Below are 18,755 nucleotides of genomic sequence, written 5' to 3' on the forward strand. Positions count from 1 at the left end.
ACAAAACCCTTCCGTGTCCACATGGATCTATCGACCGGTTGAAAGGCCACGGACCTAGAATTACAGGAAAGAAAATTCATTACATGCTGCCGGAAATGGCCCAACCCCTCCAGATCTGCTGCAATCGTTAAAGTCTGACAGGCCAATCGACATCAATGCGACGTCCGAGCACACACTGTCGGGTGGGCTTTACCGCTAGTAGACATCGCGGTGGTATCGTCCGTCGGCAATCATCTGGTCGACAAACTTGTCCACAGCTTCGGGCGACATCTGGCCTTCGTCCGCAATGATCTTACGCAGCGTTCGGTCGACGTCTTTCGCCATTCGCGATGCGTCACCGCAGATGTAAAAACAAGCCCCGCGCTGCAACCATTGGTACAATTCCGACGCATTCTGTGCCATTCGGTCTTGCACATACAATTTCTGTTCGGAATCACGACTGAACGCGGTGTCCAAACGGGTCAGCACACCATCGTCCTTGTACTGTTGGAGATCCTCGCGATACAGAAAATCGCTTGACTCGTGTTGGTCACCGAAGAACAACCAATTCTCACCGGTTGCCTTGGTGGCGGCACGCTCCTGCAGGAACGCGATGAATGGGGCAATTCCGGTCCCTGGGCCGACCATGATCATGGGACATGCGGGGTCCGATGGAACCGTAAATCCGGCATGGTTCGGCTGCACAAAAACACGTACGGAATCGCCCTGTGGAACTCGATCGGCAAGCATCGTGCTGGCAACGCCTTTTCGGGTGCGACCGGTACGATCGTAAGTCACTTTGCCGACGGTCAAATGCACTTGGTCGCCGACCGCTTTCATACTGCTGGCGATGGAATATAGGCGCGGGTTCAGCGGTTCCAAACGTTCGATGAACTCACCGGAAGCAACACGCACGTCTTTCGCAATCTCCAACGCATCCAAAACATCAAACCCGTCGGGCACACCGTCACGGATCAGCTGATTCAGTTGATCGCGAACCGAATCATCGACAACGCGACTGGCTAGCAACTCCAGCAATTCGTCACTGGGATCTTTCAGGCAACAATCCTCGCAAAGCGATTGTGCAAAGGGTTTCATCCCACCCAGCGGAGATTCCACCGAAACATTCGGATCGGCCGCCAAAGTCCGTACGATCTGCTCGACCAAATCACCGCAATTCGTCGGATAGACCCCCAACGCGTCGCCGACGTTGTACTTCATCCCGGACCCGACCAGATCAATAACGACATGCCGAGTGTCCTTGGCGGAACCTTCCAAATTCAGACACCGCGATTCCAGCAATTTCGCGGTGAACGGGTTCTTGCGACTGTACCCGGAATCGCCATTTTTCGCTGCAGTGTTCCCGTTGGACATCGCACTGCCATTTCCCGACGACGCCCCATTGGCCTCCGCGGGTGCATCGGCCAACAACCTTTTAATCATTTGTTTGGTTTCTTTGCCGCCTGGACTGCAGAGCGACAAATTCGATTCATCACCCGATGCAATAGCCTCGGCGTAAGATTCACATACATAGCCGCAAGACCCACAATCCAGTTGCGCCATCGCGGCCATCAGCTTTCGCTTCAACGGGCGATCCGCCGCCATGTCCATCCGATCAACGATCGGGAGCGAAGGATCATGCCAGGGACAATCATCATCCTGTTCCTCCACAGTTGCAGCGGTGATTGCGGCTTGGTCGACACCGGCAAGCACGGCTTGACCGGTCGCTCCAGCATCCCCCTGAATCCCCGTCAGTCCCGCGAAGAATCCATTTAACCAAGCACGCTGTTCTTCGTTAAAGGGCGCCGATTCAGGAATAAAGCTGGACATAGTATGTATTGAAGCTTGAGTAGAAAGATTTGAATTCGAAATCGATTGGTCAATCGCATTCAGGTCGCGGCCACGGCCATTCCTTTCAATTCATCATTCGTTTGGCGGGCGGCAAATTGATCGAACGATTCGCCCTCGTTTCGTTTTTCCATGTATGCGGCAATCACCGCGGCAACGACCGCCGGAACATTCTCAAAGGGGACGAATTCATAGATTTGCCTTGCGATCTTTTGCCGACTACCCCAACCACCGCCGATGACGATGTGATAGCCATCGACCATGTCATCGCCTTTCTCAACTTTGCATGCGATCAACCCGACATCACCGATGTAGTGTTGTGCACAACTGTGATGACAACCGGTCAAATGGATATTGATCGGAACATCCAAGTCGAATTGCGATTCCAGGAACTTTGCTAGTTCCATTGCATTGGCCTTGGTGTCAGCACCTGCAAACTTGCAACCCGCCGACCCAGTGCAGGCAACCAATCCTGCCCGGACCGAACTGGCCTGCCACTCCAATCCACAATCACGGATCTGCTGCAAGACCGCGGGAAGATCGGCGTCGTCGATGTTCGGCAGGATCAGGTTTTGCCAAACCGTCAACCGGATCTCTCCATTCCCGTAGCGGTCCGCCAACTGGGCAAGAACCCTCGCTTGATCACTGGTCATTCGTCCCACGGGAAAGACGACGCCGACATAGCTTTTGCCGACTTGCCTTTGCGGGTGGACCCCCACATGCGCGAAGCGATCTTCATGGTCCACCGCCTCGACGCGGTCGTCGCTGATACGCCGAAGTTTTTGGCCCCATTCGGCTTCAACTTCTTCTAAGAACTTGTCAAACCCCCAGTCATCCAATAGGTATTTCAAGCGTGCCTTCTTGCGGTCGGTTCGATCACCGTTCTTGACAAAGACACGGACAATCGCACCGGCAACGGCCATGGTTTCATCACCCGTCAACAAGACCCCGGTGTCCCGTGCAAAATCGCAGTGCCCCGTGATACCGCCCAAGGTCAATTGAAAATAGACCCCCGGGGTCAGATCGGGCCCCGCGCTGGATTCCGGCACACGAACGGCGCGAAACCCGATGTCGTTGGTGTCGTCCAACGATGCAATGCGTCCACCGCCATCAAAAGCGATGTTGAATTTGCGGGGCAGGCCATACATCTCGCGATGATTCAAAATGTAGTGGTGCATTCGGCGGGCATAAGGAATCGTCTCCACCAATTCGTCAGGGTCAATTCCCGAAAGACAACTGGCCGTACAATTGCGAATGTTGTCTCCTCCGCTGCCGAGACTGACCAAATCCAGTTCGCGAACGCCGTACAAGACGCTGCGGGCTTGGTCAGCAGGGATCTCTCGCAGTTGCAGATTCGCGCGAGTTGTGATGTCCAAATAGCCGCCCGCAGATCGGTCCGACAAATCAGCCAGGCCGGTCAGTTGCCAACCGCGAAGCATGCCTCCGGGAATTCGCAAACGCATCATGTAGGCATCTTGGGCAGGTGTCACGTAGAACATGCCGTGGAATTTGTGAAGGAACACATCAGTTCCTTTCGGAAACTCTCCCGCGTCGCTGCGCGCGATGATTTCGTCCCACATATCCAACGGGTTCTTGTCCCGCTTCGCCTGCTCTTCTTTTGCTAACTTCTGCCCCGCAGCGGTGAAGCGATCCTGGGCCTCCAACGCCAACTGATCGGGTCCCGCAACCAGAGGTTGCCCATCAACTGACGCTCCGCCAGATCCGATACGGATTGCCGAAGTCGTCGCGCCACTTCCGGATACCACAGGCAAACCGTTGACGGCACGCGCGACGTCGCTGCCCATCGTAAAGCCGGCAAGGTACTGCTTTTGTTCTTCCGTAAAACCGTTCATGTTTGATATCGCGTCTTAGTCTTTCAAAGGTTCCAAATCGACGGCACAATCCTTATAGCTAGGCTGACGACTATGCGGATCGAAATGCGAAAGCGTCAGCACATTGGCTTCTTCATAGTGCATCGGCATGAATAGCTGCCCGGCGGCAACTGAGGTTGTCACGGCGGATCGCACAGTGACTTCCCCGCGTCGTGAACGAACACTGACAAGCCCACCGTTGGTGATCATCAACCGGGCCGCATCGCTCGGGTTGATTTCGATGTAGGGCTGGTTGGGATATAGCTTTCGCAGAACCGGGCTTTTGTCGGTGCGGGTTTGTGTATGCCACTGGCTGACTGAACCACGCCCGGTCAACAACCAGAACGGATAGTCGTCGCAGGGCGTCTCGGGCGCTGGCGAAACCTGGTCGACGATTAGTTTTGCACGACCGTCGTCGGTACAAAATGCACCGTCGGCAAAAAGTCGCCGCTCTTGGTCGGGCGCACCGCGTTGGGAATCCTCGGTTGACCAAGGCCACTGGATACCGCCACATTGATCCAATTGATCAAACCCTTCGATACCGGTGATATCGCAAGGTCGGCCCGCACTGAGTCGTTTCATTATCTGAAAGACGCTTTCGGGATCGGTCCAACCACGAAACATGTCGCCGCATCCCCAAGCGTGGGCAATCGCTCGAAAGATTTGAAAATCCGCCAACGCCAGCCCCGGCGCTCGCTTCACCTTCTTGATGCGCCCGTACCGCCGTTCGCTGTTGATAAACGTCCCATCCTTCTCGCCCCAACCTGCCGCGGGAAGCACCAAATCAGCATGTGCCACCGTGTCAGTGTTTCGATACATGTCCTGAACGACGAAGAAATCCAACTGCCCCAACAATTCGCGCAGCTCGTTTCTTTGAATCCAACTGTGAGCCGGATTGGTCGCAATCACCCACAGCCCACGGATTTCGCCGTTTCGAATCCCATCAATGATTCGGTCGTAGGCCCAGCTTCCTTCCGTTGGAAGACGGCCGACATCAATCCCAAGGATGTCGGCGACGTCCATTCGATCTTGTTCGCATTCAAACTTGCGATGCCCCAACAAATTTGTCGTGTTACTCCACAACCGTGACCCCATCGCATTGCATTGCCCCGTGATGCTGTTGGGACCTGTGCCAGGTCGTCCGATATTTCCAGTCAAAAGTGCGATGTTGATGATGGCCTGTGCCGTTCGCACGCCCTCATAACTTTGGTTGACACCCATCGTCCACCACAACGACACCGCGCTGGATCGACCGATGGTCCGTGCAGCTTCGCGAATGCGTTCGGCTTCCAGCCCCGATTCTTCGGCAACCGATTCCACCGAGAAGTCCCGAACACAACGCACCAGATCGTCATATCCGCTGGTATGCGAGTTGACAAATTCATGATCAACGAATCCTTCGGCAATCAAAACATTCGTGATCGCATACAGGACCTTCAAGTCACATTTGGGTCGAAGTTGCAGGTGCTGCGTGGCTGCATTCGCGGTTTCGGTGCGTCGCGGGTCCAACACGATGATGTCAGGCTGATTGGGATTGCGAAGCACGCGTTCCCACATGATCGGGTGACCGATGCACGGATTGGCCCCGACGAATACCAGGCAATCACTCTGTTCGAAATCCGCATAAGTGAAAGGTGGCGCATCAAAGCCGAACGATTCTTTGTACGCGGTGACTGCGGTCGCCATGCATTGACGCGTGTTCCCGTCACCATGTCGCATCCCCATCCCGAACTTGGCCAACGCACCCAAGAACGCCATTTCTTCGCAAGCGATCTGGCCCGTCGATAGAAACGCGACGGATTCAGGCCCATGGTTCTGCTGAACCTTCCGAAATCCATCACAAAACTTCTGAAGTGCTTCTTTCCAATCGGTCGTCACCAATTCCCCGGACGGATCACGCACCAGTGGATGTGTGGCCCGATGCTCCGAATCCAATACGCGCAGTGCCTCCCAACCCTTCGGACATGCCATCCCCATGTTGACCGGATAGTTGGTTTCGGGAGTCAAGCCAACAGCCTGCCCGTCACGAAGATGCAATCGCAATCCACATCCGGTCGCACAGTACCCGCACGTGGCGGTGGTGGTGGTGTCGGCAAGCAGCGAATCTGGTGTCATCCCCAGACCATGCTTTCCCGGTTGCAACAGCAGTTCGCGGGTCATCGCCCCGCTACGAGCTTGCAAAAACTGAGGCAACTGGAATCGGAACCCTTCGTCCGTTCCCTTTGTTAGGTCCGCCGAAGCGGATTCCGGTGGCACTAGACTCATCGAAACGCTCCGTTACCTATGAATTCCAGGCATCCGATCATGGACGACGGCCATGAAATACAGCAATCTTTCAATCATGTCGCCACCTGCCGCCCCAACAAAAGCGATCCCCAATGACAGCCCGACCAGTGGTGTGAGTGCACCAACCGTGGCAATCGCGATCGTCGCGACCAACAGGGATACTGCTGAAAGACTGAATGTCAAAACACGGGCCAATCGCAACTGGGAAAGCGAGCGAATCGTCAATCGTCGTGAACGCAGATCGATCGCATCATCGGTGCTTCGTGACGGCCCCAATTGAATCCGCCATTCATAGACGAATTTTGCGATCACCAATCCCAACGCGACGATCGAGCCCAGCATCAATGCCACCGATGATGCCTCAACACCCGCATCATTTCTGGCAAGCTGCGTCAACGCGGCGACCGCCAAGGCCCCGATCAATCCTACGACGACAAAGGTACCGGCGAATCGAACCATCGTTCGATCAAAACGCCACCAAATCCTGCCCGTTGCGATGTAAATCATCGCGCTGCAGTACAGCCCAACAATGCCCAAAGGCAAACTAGCCCACAGCAGCACCGAGCCGGCCCAACTCGGAATGTAGTTTCCGACCGCTTCATTGATACTCTCAGGTAACCAGGCCTGGATTGACGGCAAGCCTAGCAACAGACACGCCAAAGCCAGGGCGCCGACGAACTTCCCCAACACCACGGCCTCGCGTGATAGCCAACTGGTTCGCAACCCCAGGAAAACTCTCCACGCGCGAAGAGGTTGCCCCAAATGCAGCGGAGCCAAGTTCAACCCGATTCCACTGACCAACAAGGCGACCAAGGCCAAAACTGGCGTTGCACCGCCCGAAATGTCATCGCCGGCAACAAGACTGATCAGGGCACCCACTCGGTCCCAAAAAACCATCCCGACACCGATCTGTGTTGCAACCAGCAGTGCCGCAAGCGGCCAGTGGCTTTCGGACACTTCATCAATGCCCAAATCCATCGCCGCGGCACCGTTCCATTCCGCTTGACTGACATACCGCGTGGTGGGAAGGGTCAGTGACGACGACGGAGCGCCAGCAACCATCATTCGCGAACCAGCAACCTTTCGGTCGGCTTCGGTAAGGCTGCGGTCGACCAGACGAATCTTGATCGCTTCGTTGGGGCAAGACTGCACACACGCCGGCGCTTCCCCCACCGCCAAACGGTTGTAACACATGTCACATTTTCTAACGATTCCCAAACGTTTGCTGTACTTGGGAACTTCGTATGGACACATCATCGTGCAGTACTTGCAACCAATGCACTGATCGTCCAAGTGACGAACGATCCCTGTCACGGGGTCTTTGTCGTAGGCTTTGACAGGACACCCGTTCAAACACCCGGGATCTTCGCAGTGATGGCACGCGGTCGTGACGTGACGTACACCAATGGCAATCGGCAAGCCTTCGGTCGCCGAATCGGAACCCGATGCTGATTCGGTAGCGATCACACCACCGACTGATCGCCAAGTCTCATTTTCCTCGAGACCGTTCAAAGTGTGGCAGGCGACAACGCACGCCTTGCAACCGCTACAGGCGTCCAAGTCCACCTCGAAAGCGAACTGCTGCTCAGGCGTGGGCGATGACGCGGGTAGCAATGACCGATAGTATTTTGCTTGATCTGGGGCACGGTCTGCGGGCAACTCGCATTGCCCACTCTCGTGACGGCGTGCAAACAGTTCGACCGCAGACAACTGTTGTTGTTCTTCCAACAACAAATCCACCAAATCGAAATTCGATTCGCTGGCTGTTTCCGGTTCATTCGTGACGTCTGTTGCGTGCATGGCGGACGGCAAACCTAAAACATCAAAACGATGAAACTGTGAAGCGTTTGTCCGTCAAACCGAGGGATCGCGATTGCAGAATCCGGAAGCGTTTCACTGGCCCCCGCTTCACGCCCCGGATAGATCGTTCCAACGTCCAAACTAGACACCGCCGCCTTCGCATCGGACAACAACTTGGGCCATCCTTCATCATTCGCAATACGCACTGGACGATTCAGCGTCATGGAATCAGGAAACTCAGCGTATGCACCACCTAATAAGTCAAATCCGTCGGACGCCGCTTGCCATACTTCGACGCCACGAAAGATCGGCGACCGATGGGAACTGATCAACACGACACTGGAAATGAAATCCTGATCCACCACCGGTATGCCGACCGCGGTTTGCAGCAGGTCGGCGGATGCGCCAGCGGCCCGCAGGAACCCCGGGTGATTTCCCAGATCATCGTGAATCACCGCAGTCAGCTTTTCCCAGACTTGACCAGGCAAACCGGTACCGCGTTCGAAACGTACGAATGAACTGACATTTTCAAATCGTTCCATTCTTCCGTAGTAACCGCCTGACAGCGCCACTTCTTCGTACGGCCCCACGGGCTGCCAAACTTCAAACACACCGACGGGTTCGGGAACAACCGAATCTGCAGGCATCTGATCGCGGGATGTCAGCATCACCAGCGACGTGATGCGTTGTTCCACAAAAACGGGGATGAAGACCGCTGACGCGACAGCGTCGGGCAAGTCCGACGGCTGTTTGACCACCAATGCATTGCGATCGGCAATGCACTTGGCCGCGGCAGCATCTAGTTTCAGGTCGCCAAAGGTACAAACACCCTCAGCCGAGACGTTCGCCACCACAGCGTCGGTTAGAAAGCTGTGTGGCGGCAACGACAAGGTTGCGACTTGGTTCATCGGGTGTCTCCCCCATTTCTCTCACGACTGACGAATCGGTGCATCATCCCACCGACGCCATCTGCTGTTCTTCCGACGCTTTAGCGTGCTCTCGCTTGGCAGCATCGGCCACCAATTTCTTATGATCCTGTTCTTCCAAGAATCCGATCATGTCGCCACGCAAGTCGTAGTAATCAGGATGCTCCAGCACCTCAGTACGCACTCGGGGACGATCAAAGGGAACTTCAAAGATCTTACCGACACGTGCCCGCGGCCCGTTGGTCATCATCACTACGCGATCACTCATGAATAATGCCTCGTCGACATCATGCGTGATCATCATCGTGGTCACCTGATCCTTGACCAAGATCTCCAACAAAATTTCTTGCAACTCCATCCGCGTCAGCGAATCCAGCATGCCAAATGGTTCGTCCAACAACAGCATCTTTGGACGGAGCGCAAACGCTCGTGCGATCCCGACCCGCTGCTGCATGCCCTGACTTAGATCCGCCGCGCGACTGTGCAACGAGCTTCCCAGGCCGACCAGAGACAGGTAGTACGCAGCAATGTCGTGGCGTTCACTCTTTTTCGCATGGGGGTAGACCTGATCCACTCCCAACAAAACGTTATCAATCGCGGTCATCCACGGCATCAAGCAAGGTGATTGAAATACCACCCCACGGTCGGGACCGGGGCCATCGATTTCACGATTGGCGATCACCACACCTCCGGTGGTGATCGAGTTCAAGCCTGCCACCATCGTCAAAACGGTGCTCTTGCCGCATCCACTGTGCCCCAGGACACAAACGTATTCACCCTGAGCCATCTTTAGGTTGAATTGCTCGACGATGACCGCCGGCCCATTGGTCGTATCATATGTTTTTCCGAGATTGAAAATCTCTACAAATTCATTCATCGGTGACCGCCTTTTCAGATGGGTGAATTCAGTATTGCTTTTCGAGGCAACGTCAGATCCACCGGTTGGATGTCGGGACGCTGAATCTCCACAGCGCCGCCTTTCTGCGTTTCTCGGGATCGTGCCCTTTGCCGTACGGCGACCAAATAGTTGGTCACTGCGTTTCGCAGGTGCTTGAACCGCTCGTTGTGATTTAGCTCGGTCTTATCTCGGGGCCGCTCCAAGCCAACGGTGAACGCCGGTCCCAAGCCGGCATTAGGCCCCGGATTCAGTGGTACGATCCGGTCGGCCACCAAGATTGCTTCATCCACATCATTGGTAATCATCAGACAGGTCTGTTTCTCCTCCTGCCAGATCTTCAAAATCTCATCCTGCATGACGCTTCGTGTCAGTGCATCCAACGCCGACAGCGGTTCGTCTAGCAACAGAACCTTTGGTTTCATGGCCAATGTCCGTGCGAGCGAAACGCGTTGTCGCATCCCACCGGACAACTCATGCGGCCGCCGATGAATTGCGTGTGTCAAGCCCACCAATTCAACAAATCGATCGACGTGCTCGCGGCGTTGCGTCTTGGACCAAGACTGAAAGACACGGTCGACCGAAAGCGCGATGTTCCCACGTACCGTTAACCAAGGAAGCAACGAATAATTTTGGAACACCAACCCCCGTTCCGGCCCCGGGCCAGTGACCGGTTCGCCATCCATCGTGATCTCGCCGGAATCCGGCTTGACCAGCCCTGCCAATAATTGCGCAAGAGTGGTCTTTCCGCTACCGGAGAAACCCACGACAGCCAGAAACTCGCCTTCCCGCAAGTTCAGATTGATCCCGTTCAACACACCAACGCGTGTCGCGCCACTTCCGTAGCCTTTGCTGACATTCCGCACCGCCATGATCGGCGCGGGTGCCGGAGGCTGCGTCTCGACGGACTTCGGAATGACAGCCAAGTGATCGGCCGTAATCTCCGAACTGGTTGCAATACTCATACGTTCTCCGTCCAGCCATCTAGCAAAGCGACGCGGATGAAAGGTGTGATTGCCACTGGAAATCTTCAAATAAAACGGATAGCGGTTGCGCACAAGGCATCATGCCGGGGAAGGATTCCCAAAGCTGACCATGTTTCGCAGACAGATCATGATGCGATCCAGGACCAGCCCGATCACGCCGATGATGATCACGCTGAACGCGATTCGTGCATACGTTTGGCTGCTGCCATTTTGAAATTCATCCCAAACGAATTTCCCCAAACCAGGGTTTTGGGCCAACATGTCGGCGGCGATCAGCACCATCCAACCAACACCCAGGCTGATACGAAGCCCGGCGAACATCAACGGCAGACTGGCCGGGAGGATGATCTTGAACAATTGCTGTGACCACGAAAGCTTCAACACCTTCGCAACGTTCATGTAATCCTTATCAACGCTTGCGACCCCAAGGGTGGTGTTCACCAGCGTGGGCCACAGCGAACACAAGGAAACCGTCACCGCAGAAATCAAGAACGCCTTCTCGAAAAACGTCTCTCCCGCTGTCGAACCCGAATACGCCCAGATAATGACCAGCCCCGCCAAGGGTAGCCAAGCCAGCGGGCTGACCGGCTTGAAAACCTGTATGAACGGGTTCATGGCCGCATTGAACCAGGGACTCATACCACACAACACACCCAGCGGAACCGCGATCAAGGTTGCGATGGCAAAGCCGAAAAACACGGTCTTCAGGCTGGTAAGGATTTGATCCACAAAAGTTGGTGCACTGGAGGGTACATAATTGGCCGCTCGAACGGCCTCCTGACGAAACGTCGTGGCAGACGCCAGGTACTTCTCCGCTTCTTCACCGCTGGACTTTGCCGCAGCCTCGTCCATCAAGCGTGCCTTGGCCATCGCCACCACCGCTTGGTTCAGCTTTTCCTGACGCATCTCGGCATCGGCGGCCTTCTGCGTCTGATGCATTTCAAACAATTCCACGCCGGCGTTCCATGTTGCCGCCGGACCGGGCAATTTGGCACTTCCGGTGACGATGGTTTTCGCTGCCAACGACCAGAGCCCCAAAAAGATGCCGACGGTCACGATGGGAAGCAGAATGAACTTGGCAATCCCCGCCATCTGCTCTTTCGGATCTTCGCCGGCCGCAAGCCGAACGAACGGTTCCAACACGGGCAACCCCGCAACGTTGCAAAATCGCAATGCGTTTCCGCGCCAATTCATCACTATCTTCTTATCTGTTGAAAGGTGGTCATCGAATGCGACCATCGTCGCTTTTTGATCAGCCGCGATCCTTGCGGCACCAGACTTCCGTGACGACGAACAACGCGTGCCCGTCAAAAATCGCAACCGAACACGCTATTCTTTGTGACCGATCTCAAAGCCAGCCAAATATCCGAGCGGGTCTTTGCCGTCGTAGGATTTCCCATCAATAAAATCGGTGGACGCTGGGCGATATCCGTCATAGCCCGGCGCCGGGATTTCCTTGGGATCCAGCTTTCCTTCACTGATCAGCAAATCTGCCGCCTGACGATAAATGTCAGGCCGATAGATTTTCTTCGCCATTTCGTCATACCACTCAGCCGACTTTGATTCGGTGATCTGACCCCAGCGACGCATTTGCGTCAGAAACCAAACGCAATCGCTGTAGTGCGGAAAAGTCGCGTTGTGCTTGAAGAAGACGTTGAAGTCAGGCATGGGCCGAACGTCCGTTTTTTGAAACACGAACGTTCCCGTCATGCTGTTGTCGATCACATCAGCGTCTGCACCGACGTAGTCTTTTCGGCTTAAGATCTCGCAGGCTTCTTGGCGGTTCAGAAAGACGCCGTCCTCATCAACGGCATCCAGCCATTTGCCCGCTCGCATCAATGCCTTGACAACGGCGACGTGTGTGTTGGGATGCTGCTGATCCCATTGTTGCGTCACCCCGAACACCTTTTCTGGATTGTTTTTCCAGATGTCATAGTTGGTGGTGACGGGAACACCAATTTCCTTGACAACCGCCTGCTGATTCCAGGGTTCCCCCACGCAGTAGCCTAAAATCGTGCCGGCTTCCAAAGTTGCCGGCATTTGCGGCGGCGGGGTAACCGAAAGCAACACATCGGCGTCCTGCACCCCCGTGATATCTTGGGCGGTGTACATGCCCGGATGAATTCCGGATGAAGCCAACCAGTATCGTATTTCATAATTGTGGGTACTGACCGGAAAGACCATCCCCATTTGAAAGTCTTTGCCGGCCTGCTTGTATTCTTCAACGATCGGCTTCAGCGAATCTGCCGTGATGGGGTGCTCCGGTTGGTCGACAGCCAACTTCGGATCGTTCTCCTGCATCTTGGCCCAAATCTCATTGCTGACCGTGATGCCGTTTCCGTTATAGTCCAAACTATAAGCGGTGATGATGTCGGCTTTCGTACCGAAACCAATCGTCGCGCCAATTGGCTGGCCGGCCAGCATGTGAGCTCCGTCCAACTGCCCGTCAATCACCCGATCCAGCAGAACCTTCCAGTTCGACTGGGCTTCAATTTCGACATTCAATCCCTCGTCGGCGAAATAGCCTTTCTCCTTAGCAATCACCAGCGGCGCGCAATCGGTCAACTTGATGAAGCCGAACTTTAGGTCGGTCTTTTCCAAATCCAGCTTTGTCGAACTTTCTTGCAGCAACTGCTCGGCATCCAAATCGCCCAGATCGACCTTTGCCGCGGCAGCCTCCAAATCTTCCAATGTGACGCTATCGGGTGCACACCCGGACAACGCCAAGACCGTTAACGCGACACCGGCCTGCGTCATGCCCCTCCCGACGGTCGCTGTGCGCCACCGCTTTGCCGTACACCAGCGACCTAACTCTTCTAACTGACCCTTGATATTGCTTAACAACTCTTGTGCCTTGAAATTGATGCCGTCGCCCCAGAAACCGGAAATGCCTCCGGTGCAACGAGGCGCCCGAGACCGAAACGTGACTTGCTGACATCGCAGGCAGTGCGCCAGAACGTCGCGGTCTTCCGATTTCTCGAGCGAAGGCGGCGACGGCGATCGCTAAATCGACACAAGGTGGCCGAAGACAACCGTAGTGCCACGCCGAAACCGTTTCTCAAAAGTTTCACGGGGGCCTCTGCGTGCGCAGTGCCTAAGCACCCCGGCCCAATTCACAGGCACGCTGTGTTTTTTTCACCCGCGGACAATGAGCATACCGATGCACAGATTGCTGCTGCAGGCAATCACATCGGAGAGATCCACGCCCCCCCTTCCACCCGTGCCCGCGTGTTGGGATCCCCAACGCAATCCAGACGCTGGACCGCGCACTCGCGGCCCGTCGTTGCAGCGCCGGTTGTTGCAGCGCCGGTTGTTGCAGACTCAATCGGCCCAGGTCGCGGTTGCGATCGCGTGCGGCTGGTCAAGCCTTCTGTCCGATCCCTGACACGCAAAGACATTGGCGAGCCACAACGACTTGGATTCGCGACGGATCGCGTTGCTCGCAAAACCAAGGTATTCAGGCGTAAACTGGCCGCCGATCATCACGAAACTTGACTTAGATCAAGCACGGCCTCGGTGACTGATGGAATCCAGCCGGCCGATTCGATAGACTCTGCGTAGACCAGCGACCGACCTTGGGCGTACCAATCGTTTTGCAGCCCATTTCCAGGTCGCCATTGCCGAACGGGGCGGGAGACAGCGGTAATGCAATCCGATCAAGATGGAACATCGTCGGACTCCGATTCACCAGACGACCCCATGACAGCTAAGCCTTCGCGCAAGCGGCTGTTTGGGCCCGGCGCCTATCTGTTCGCAGGCTGTCTGGGACTTCTTGCCGGCGTTGGAACATTCACCTTCGGCTACGGCAAGGGAGCCAGCTATCTGAGCAACGATCCCAAAACGTGTGTCAACTGCCACGTGATGCAGGGTCACATGGATTCATGGCAACAAAGCAGCCACCACCACGTCGCGGTTTGCAACGATTGTCACTTGCCACATCACCCCATCGGCAAATGGGTCACCAAAGCTGACAACGGGTTCTTTCACTCGCTCGCGTTCACAACGGGTGGATTCAAAGATCCGATCCGAATCAAACCCCGCAATCGCCGTGTCACACAAGGCACCTGCGTCCACTGTCACGAATCGGTCGTACACAGCATGTTGCCCGACGCCGCCGGCCGCGACATGCAGTCTTGTGTCCACTGCCATGCCGACGTCGGCCACGCGGGTCGCTGATCCGCCGACCGAAGCAATTTGCCATCCACTGTTCTTTCTTCATCCCTTCACGAATCCAGCATCACCATGTCATCGAACACCCAACGCAGTTTCGGCTGGCTGGCCCTATTAACCGCGATCGTGGCTGCGGTCACGTTCGGCGTGGTCGCATTATTGGTGAACATTTTCGAGCGGAAACAAGAAGCTCGAAATCCATTCGTGAAGGTGGCCGAAGTCACCGAGGTCAGCACCGACCCTAAACCCTGGGGCCTGAATTTCCCCCAGCAATACGAAGATTACTTAAAGACGGTGAACGACGATTACACCGACTTTGGTGGCAACCACGCGTTGCCGCCCAGCAAGCTGGAAAAGCATCCTTGGCTGAAGCGGTTGTTCGCCGGATATGCGTTCAGCATTGACTATCGCGAAGCACGTGGCCATGCCCACATGCTGTCCGACCAAGAGGTCACCAAACGCGTCACCGAGGTTCAACAAGCCGGCGCTTGCCTTCACTGCCACGCATCGATCATTCCCACGTACCGACGAATCGGCTTGGAATCGATGGGCAAAGAAGCGACTGAAGAAGCGATGACCGAAGGCTACCAATGGGACGCGGTTTTGGCTGGGTTCCAAGCGGTCAGTCAAAAGAACTACGAAGAAGTTCACGCCGAACTGACCAAGACGCCCGACGGTGTCACCAAAGCGGAAGACGGCGATCCGCACATGGGCGGCGCTCACCCGGTGTCATGCATCGACTGCCATGACCCGGAAACGATGTCGATTCGAGTGACCCGCCCGGGATTCATCTTGGGGATCGACAAATTGGCCAAAAGCGATGCTCCGGTCCCGCACCTGCCAAGCATCCAGGAATGGCGCGACAAGGGCAGCAAAGGCAACTACGATCCAAACACCATGGCAACCCGCCAGGAAATGCGATCGTTTGTCTGCGGCCAGTGCCATGTGGAGTACTACTGTGCCAACAAGATGACGCTGACGTTTCCGTGGAGCAACGGCCTGAAAATGGAACAACTGGAAGCCGAATGGGATAGCACCGAATTTCCCGACGGCGGAAAGTTCTATGACTACGTCCACAAGGAAACGGGAACGAAGGTTTATAAGGCACAACACCCCGAGTTTGAGCTTTGGAGTCAAGGGATTCATGCCCGCAGCGGTGTCAGTTGCAGCGACTGTCACATGCCTTACGAAAAGAAGGGTGCGACTAAGGTCAGCAGCCACTGGGTCCGCAGCCCGATGTTGAACATCAACAAAGCGTGCCAGACGTGCCACAACATTCCCGAACAAGAGATCGTTGATCGCGTGGCCGTGATCCAAGACCGAACGGAACAATTGATCGATCGTGCTGCCGCAGCAATGACCGAGATGCTGGACGCGATCATAGCGGCGCAGGAAGCCGGCGTTTCCGACGACGACTTGGCACCGGTTCGTGACCTGCAACGCAAGGCCATGTGGCGGCTGGATTACATCGCCAGCGAAAACAGCAAAGGATTCCACGCCCGCCAGGAAGCCGCCCGCATCCTGGCCGAATCGGTCGACTACAGTCGCCAAGCAATCGCCATGTGCTACAAGCTGATGGGTCCGTCGGCACCGGCCGATGTGGCCAAGACGATCGACGAAGCTGACCGCTTGGCCAGCCTGGCGGAATCGAACTGAGGCAGGTCAATCGACCACGTATTGCGGCCCTCTATGGACATCACGGTTTCGCAGCAAACCGTGTGCCCCCCCCCAATTCCAACGCACTCGCCGGCGAGCCCTGTTGGTCAAGCCGCACTGCGTCTGGACCAGCCGACCGGGCAGCCGCTTACTCTCGATGATCGCTGATGTCGCCCAAGGCATCCGCATCCAATACGCGAATCGTCCGACTTCCCTCCGATTCAATCACCTGTTTTTCCATTAAACGACGCAACACGCGTGAAAACGTTTCACTGGTCAAGTTCAGGTGGTTGGCGATGTCTTTCTTTGACCCGGGCAGGGCGATCCTGCCGTTCGCGTCACAAGGCAGGTCACACAACAAACGGGTCACACGCGACATCGCGTCACGCAGGGCGATGTCTTCCACCAGCTGAACAAAGTGGCGCACCCAAAACGCCATCCCCGTTAGCAATTGGTGGCACAACGCGTGATTGGACAACAACTCCGTTTGCAACCGATCTGTGGGAATCAATACACATTCGGTCGGCTCGGCGGCTGATGCGGATGCTGGTAATGGAAAACCACCGATGGCCGCGACTTCGGCGAACGTTTGGTTGGGGCCACAAAGGTGCAACACATGCTGTTGTCCGTTCGGGCCGCTGCGAAAGACACGCACCAACCCCCGATCGACAACGAAGATGCCGGGGCAGGGCATTTGTTGTTGAAATACAGTTTCACCGGCCCGATATCGGCACCGACGCCCCATGTCGCACAGCAACGACATCTGTTGATCATCCAGCCCCTGAAACAAACCACACGCGGCCAACACATCACGAACAGGCCGCGGATCAGAAACTTCTTTCATCGCGTGGCCCCCTTGATCTTGGTCAAGGACAAATCCAAAGCGGGCTCCATAATGGCCGCTGGGAACCTGATGCCATTCACCCTTCCACGGGAATCCAACAATGTCGATGAATGAATTCCGACCGCCGCTGATGTGCGACCAATGCGAACAAACCTCCAAGGGGCGTGGATGCATGATTGCCGAACACCCGGGCGTGTGCGGGAAAGACGAGGATGTTCAGTCACTGCAGGAGATCTTGCTATATGGTCTCAAAGGCATGGCGTCCTACGCACACCACGCACGCCGCCTGGGAAAGACGGATGAATCGGTCAGCGAGTTTATCGAAGAGGCACTGTTTTCAACAGTGACGAACGTCAACTTCGATGTCGACAGCCTTCTGGAACTCGTTCTGAAATGCGGGACCATCAACCTTCGCGTCATGGAACTGCTTGACAGCGGACACGTCGAAATGTTTGGCCACCCGCGTCCCGCGGAGGTGAAGCATGGCACCGCCGAAGGTCCGGGAATTTTGGTGACCGGTCACGACATGTTGGACTTGCTGAATGTGTTGAAGCAGGTCGAGGGCACCAACATCAACGTCTACACGCACGGCGAAATGCTGCCGGCGCATATGTATCCGGTCCTTGGCGATCACCCAAATTTGGCGGGGCATTTTGGTGGCCCCTGGCAAAAACAAAAGACCGAGTTCGCCGCATTCCCCGGACCGGTATTGGCCACAACGAACTGCCTGCTACTGCCACGTGAAAGTTACAAAGACCGTCTGTTCCACACACGCGTCACCGCCGTCCCCGAGGGTGTTCGTATCGACGGTGATGACTATGGTCCGGTCATCGAATCGGCATTGCGATGTGTTCCCTGTGATGACAACTGGGTCAGCACCAGCACCATCGGATTTCATCGTGAAGTCCTGTTGGATCGCGCCGCGGAGATTGTCGCCGCCTGTAAAGAGGGCAAGATCAGTCACTTCTTTCTCATTGGCGGGTGCGACGGCGCAGAACCCGGCAGAAACTACTACAGCGATTTTGCACAAGCCACGCCGCACGATAGCTTTATCCTGACCCTCGGATGCGGAAAGTATCGGATCAATGGCTTTGATTACGGTACCCACCTGGGCCTTCCGCGCCTGATGGACATGGGCCAATGCAATGACGCATACGGCGCGATCGCGGTAGCATCGGCTTTGGCCGACGCATTCGATTGCTCCGTCAACGATCTTCCGCTGACGATTGTCCTCAGTTGGTTCGAACAGAAAGCGGTCGCCGTTTTGCTGACGCTGCTGTCGCTCGGGGTCACCAACATCCGCATCGGTCCTGCGGCGCCGGCATTCATCTCGCCCAATATCATGAAGCGATTGCAGGACACCTACAACCTGCAGCTGATCGGGCCCGACGGTGCAGCTGACTGTGCCGCATCCCTGGCTTGATTCGCCCACGAATGCCGCACCCGCCCCCGAGAACACATCAAGCGGTGATTTCAAAGCGGGACAGTTGGGCC

Annotated in this window: 13 protein-coding genes; 3 read left to right on the forward strand and 10 right to left on the reverse strand. The window is 55.8% G+C overall.

Annotation, left to right across the window (positions count from 1 at the left end):
- Positions 1-195 precede the first annotated feature (195 nt).
- From Mal65_RS20850 to Mal65_RS20890, 9 genes are all read right to left on the reverse strand, one after another.
- Positions 196-1,809, reverse strand: a complete 1,614-nt coding sequence (locus tag Mal65_RS20850) for a sulfite reductase subunit alpha (protein WP_196784342.1) — start codon at positions 1,807-1,809, stop codon at positions 196-198.
- A 59-nt stretch (positions 1,810-1,868) separates the two neighbouring features.
- A complete protein-coding gene (locus tag Mal65_RS20855) occupies positions 1,869-3,680 on the reverse strand; it encodes a NirA family protein (protein ID WP_145302093.1) in 1,812 nt (603 codons plus the stop codon).
- A 15-nt stretch (positions 3,681-3,695) separates the two neighbouring features.
- Positions 3,696-5,963 (reverse strand): molybdopterin oxidoreductase family protein, encoded by a 2,268-nt coding sequence (locus Mal65_RS20860; protein ID WP_196784343.1) that lies wholly within the window; start codon positions 5,961-5,963, stop codon positions 3,696-3,698.
- Positions 5,964-5,975: 12 nt separating this feature from the next.
- Complete coding sequence (locus tag Mal65_RS20865) at positions 5,976-7,784, reverse strand: DmsC/YnfH family molybdoenzyme membrane anchor subunit (protein ID WP_145302095.1); 1,809 nt, start codon at positions 7,782-7,784, stop codon at positions 5,976-5,978.
- A gap of 14 nt (positions 7,785-7,798) precedes the next feature.
- Positions 7,799-8,692, reverse strand: coding sequence for a GAF domain-containing protein (locus tag Mal65_RS20870; RefSeq protein ID WP_145302098.1), 894 nt, complete (start codon positions 8,690-8,692; stop codon positions 7,799-7,801).
- A gap of 43 nt (positions 8,693-8,735) precedes the next feature.
- The gene (locus Mal65_RS20875; protein ID WP_145302102.1) at positions 8,736-9,587 is read right to left on the reverse strand and encodes an ABC transporter ATP-binding protein; all 852 of its coding nucleotides are present in this window, start codon (positions 9,585-9,587) and stop codon (positions 8,736-8,738) included.
- Between the two features lie 14 nt (positions 9,588-9,601).
- A complete protein-coding gene (locus Mal65_RS20880) occupies positions 9,602-10,570 on the reverse strand; it encodes an ABC transporter ATP-binding protein (RefSeq protein WP_145305092.1) in 969 nt (322 codons plus the stop codon).
- Positions 10,571-10,669: 99 nt separating this feature from the next.
- The gene (locus tag Mal65_RS20885) at positions 10,670-11,785 is read right to left on the reverse strand and encodes an ABC transporter permease (protein WP_145302105.1); all 1,116 of its coding nucleotides are present in this window, start codon (positions 11,783-11,785) and stop codon (positions 10,670-10,672) included.
- Between the two features lie 135 nt (positions 11,786-11,920).
- Positions 11,921-13,348 carry a CmpA/NrtA family ABC transporter substrate-binding protein gene (locus Mal65_RS20890; protein WP_145302108.1) on the reverse strand — a complete coding sequence of 476 codons (1,428 nt, stop codon included), beginning with the start codon at positions 13,346-13,348 and terminating at the stop codon, positions 11,921-11,923.
- A gap of 942 nt (positions 13,349-14,290) precedes the next feature.
- On the opposite strand from Mal65_RS20890, the gene nrfH reads away from it, so the two are divergent.
- Positions 14,291-14,767 carry a cytochrome c nitrite reductase small subunit gene (gene nrfH / locus Mal65_RS20895; protein WP_145302111.1) on the forward strand — a complete coding sequence of 159 codons (477 nt, stop codon included), beginning with the start codon at positions 14,291-14,293 and terminating at the stop codon, positions 14,765-14,767.
- Positions 14,768-14,833: 66 nt separating this feature from the next.
- Positions 14,834-16,417, forward strand: coding sequence for an ammonia-forming cytochrome c nitrite reductase subunit c552 (locus tag Mal65_RS20900; protein WP_145302114.1), 1,584 nt, complete (start codon positions 14,834-14,836; stop codon positions 16,415-16,417).
- A 148-nt stretch (positions 16,418-16,565) separates the two neighbouring features.
- On the opposite strand, the gene Mal65_RS20905 is transcribed toward Mal65_RS20900, so the two are convergent.
- Entirely contained in the window at positions 16,566-17,261 is a 696-nt protein-coding gene (locus Mal65_RS20905; protein ID WP_196784344.1) for a Crp/Fnr family transcriptional regulator, read from the reverse strand.
- 127 nt (positions 17,262-17,388) lie between these two features.
- Between Mal65_RS20905 and hcp the strand changes: the two genes are divergently transcribed.
- Positions 17,389-18,684, forward strand: a complete 1,296-nt coding sequence (gene hcp, locus Mal65_RS20910) for a hydroxylamine reductase (RefSeq protein ID WP_145305094.1) — start codon at positions 17,389-17,391, stop codon at positions 18,682-18,684.
- The last annotated feature ends 71 nt before the right edge of the window (positions 18,685-18,755 follow it).

The sequence above is a fragment of the Crateriforma conspicua genome, assembly GCF_007752935.1.
Lineage (GTDB): Bacteria > Planctomycetota > Planctomycetia > Pirellulales > Pirellulaceae > Crateriforma > Crateriforma conspicua.

Bases quoted from the DNA above. Each gene is read 5' to 3' on its own strand.
- Mal65_RS20880 (WP_145305092.1), bottom strand. From the start codon at position 10,570: ATGAGTATTGCAACCAGTTCGGAGATTACGGCCGATCACTTGGCTGTC.
- Mal65_RS20860 (WP_196784343.1), bottom strand. From the start codon at position 5,963: ATGAGTCTAGTGCCACCGGAATCCGCTTCGGCGGACCTAACAAAGGGA.
- Mal65_RS20890 (WP_145302108.1), bottom strand. From the start codon at position 13,348: ATGACGCAGGCCGGTGTCGCGTTAACGGTCTTGGCGTTGTCCGGGTGT.
- Mal65_RS20905 (WP_196784344.1), bottom strand. From the start codon at position 17,261: ATGAAAGAAGTTTCTGATCCGCGGCCTGTTCGTGATGTGTTGGCCGCG.
- Mal65_RS20865 (WP_145302095.1), bottom strand. From the start codon at position 7,784: ATGCACGCAACAGACGTCACGAATGAACCGGAAACAGCCAGCGAATCG.
- Mal65_RS20900 (WP_145302114.1), top strand. From the start codon at position 14,834: ATGTCATCGAACACCCAACGCAGTTTCGGCTGGCTGGCCCTATTAACC.
- Mal65_RS20850 (WP_196784342.1), bottom strand. From the start codon at position 1,809: ATGTCCAGCTTTATTCCTGAATCGGCGCCCTTTAACGAAGAACAGCGT.
- nrfH (WP_145302111.1), top strand. From the start codon at position 14,291: ATGACAGCTAAGCCTTCGCGCAAGCGGCTGTTTGGGCCCGGCGCCTAT.
- Mal65_RS20875 (WP_145302102.1), bottom strand. From the start codon at position 9,587: ATGAATGAATTTGTAGAGATTTTCAATCTCGGAAAAACATATGATACG.
- Mal65_RS20855 (WP_145302093.1), bottom strand. From the start codon at position 3,680: ATGAACGGTTTTACGGAAGAACAAAAGCAGTACCTTGCCGGCTTTACG.
- Mal65_RS20885 (WP_145302105.1), bottom strand. From the start codon at position 11,785: ATGAATTGGCGCGGAAACGCATTGCGATTTTGCAACGTTGCGGGGTTG.
- Mal65_RS20870 (WP_145302098.1), bottom strand. From the start codon at position 8,692: ATGAACCAAGTCGCAACCTTGTCGTTGCCGCCACACAGCTTTCTAACC.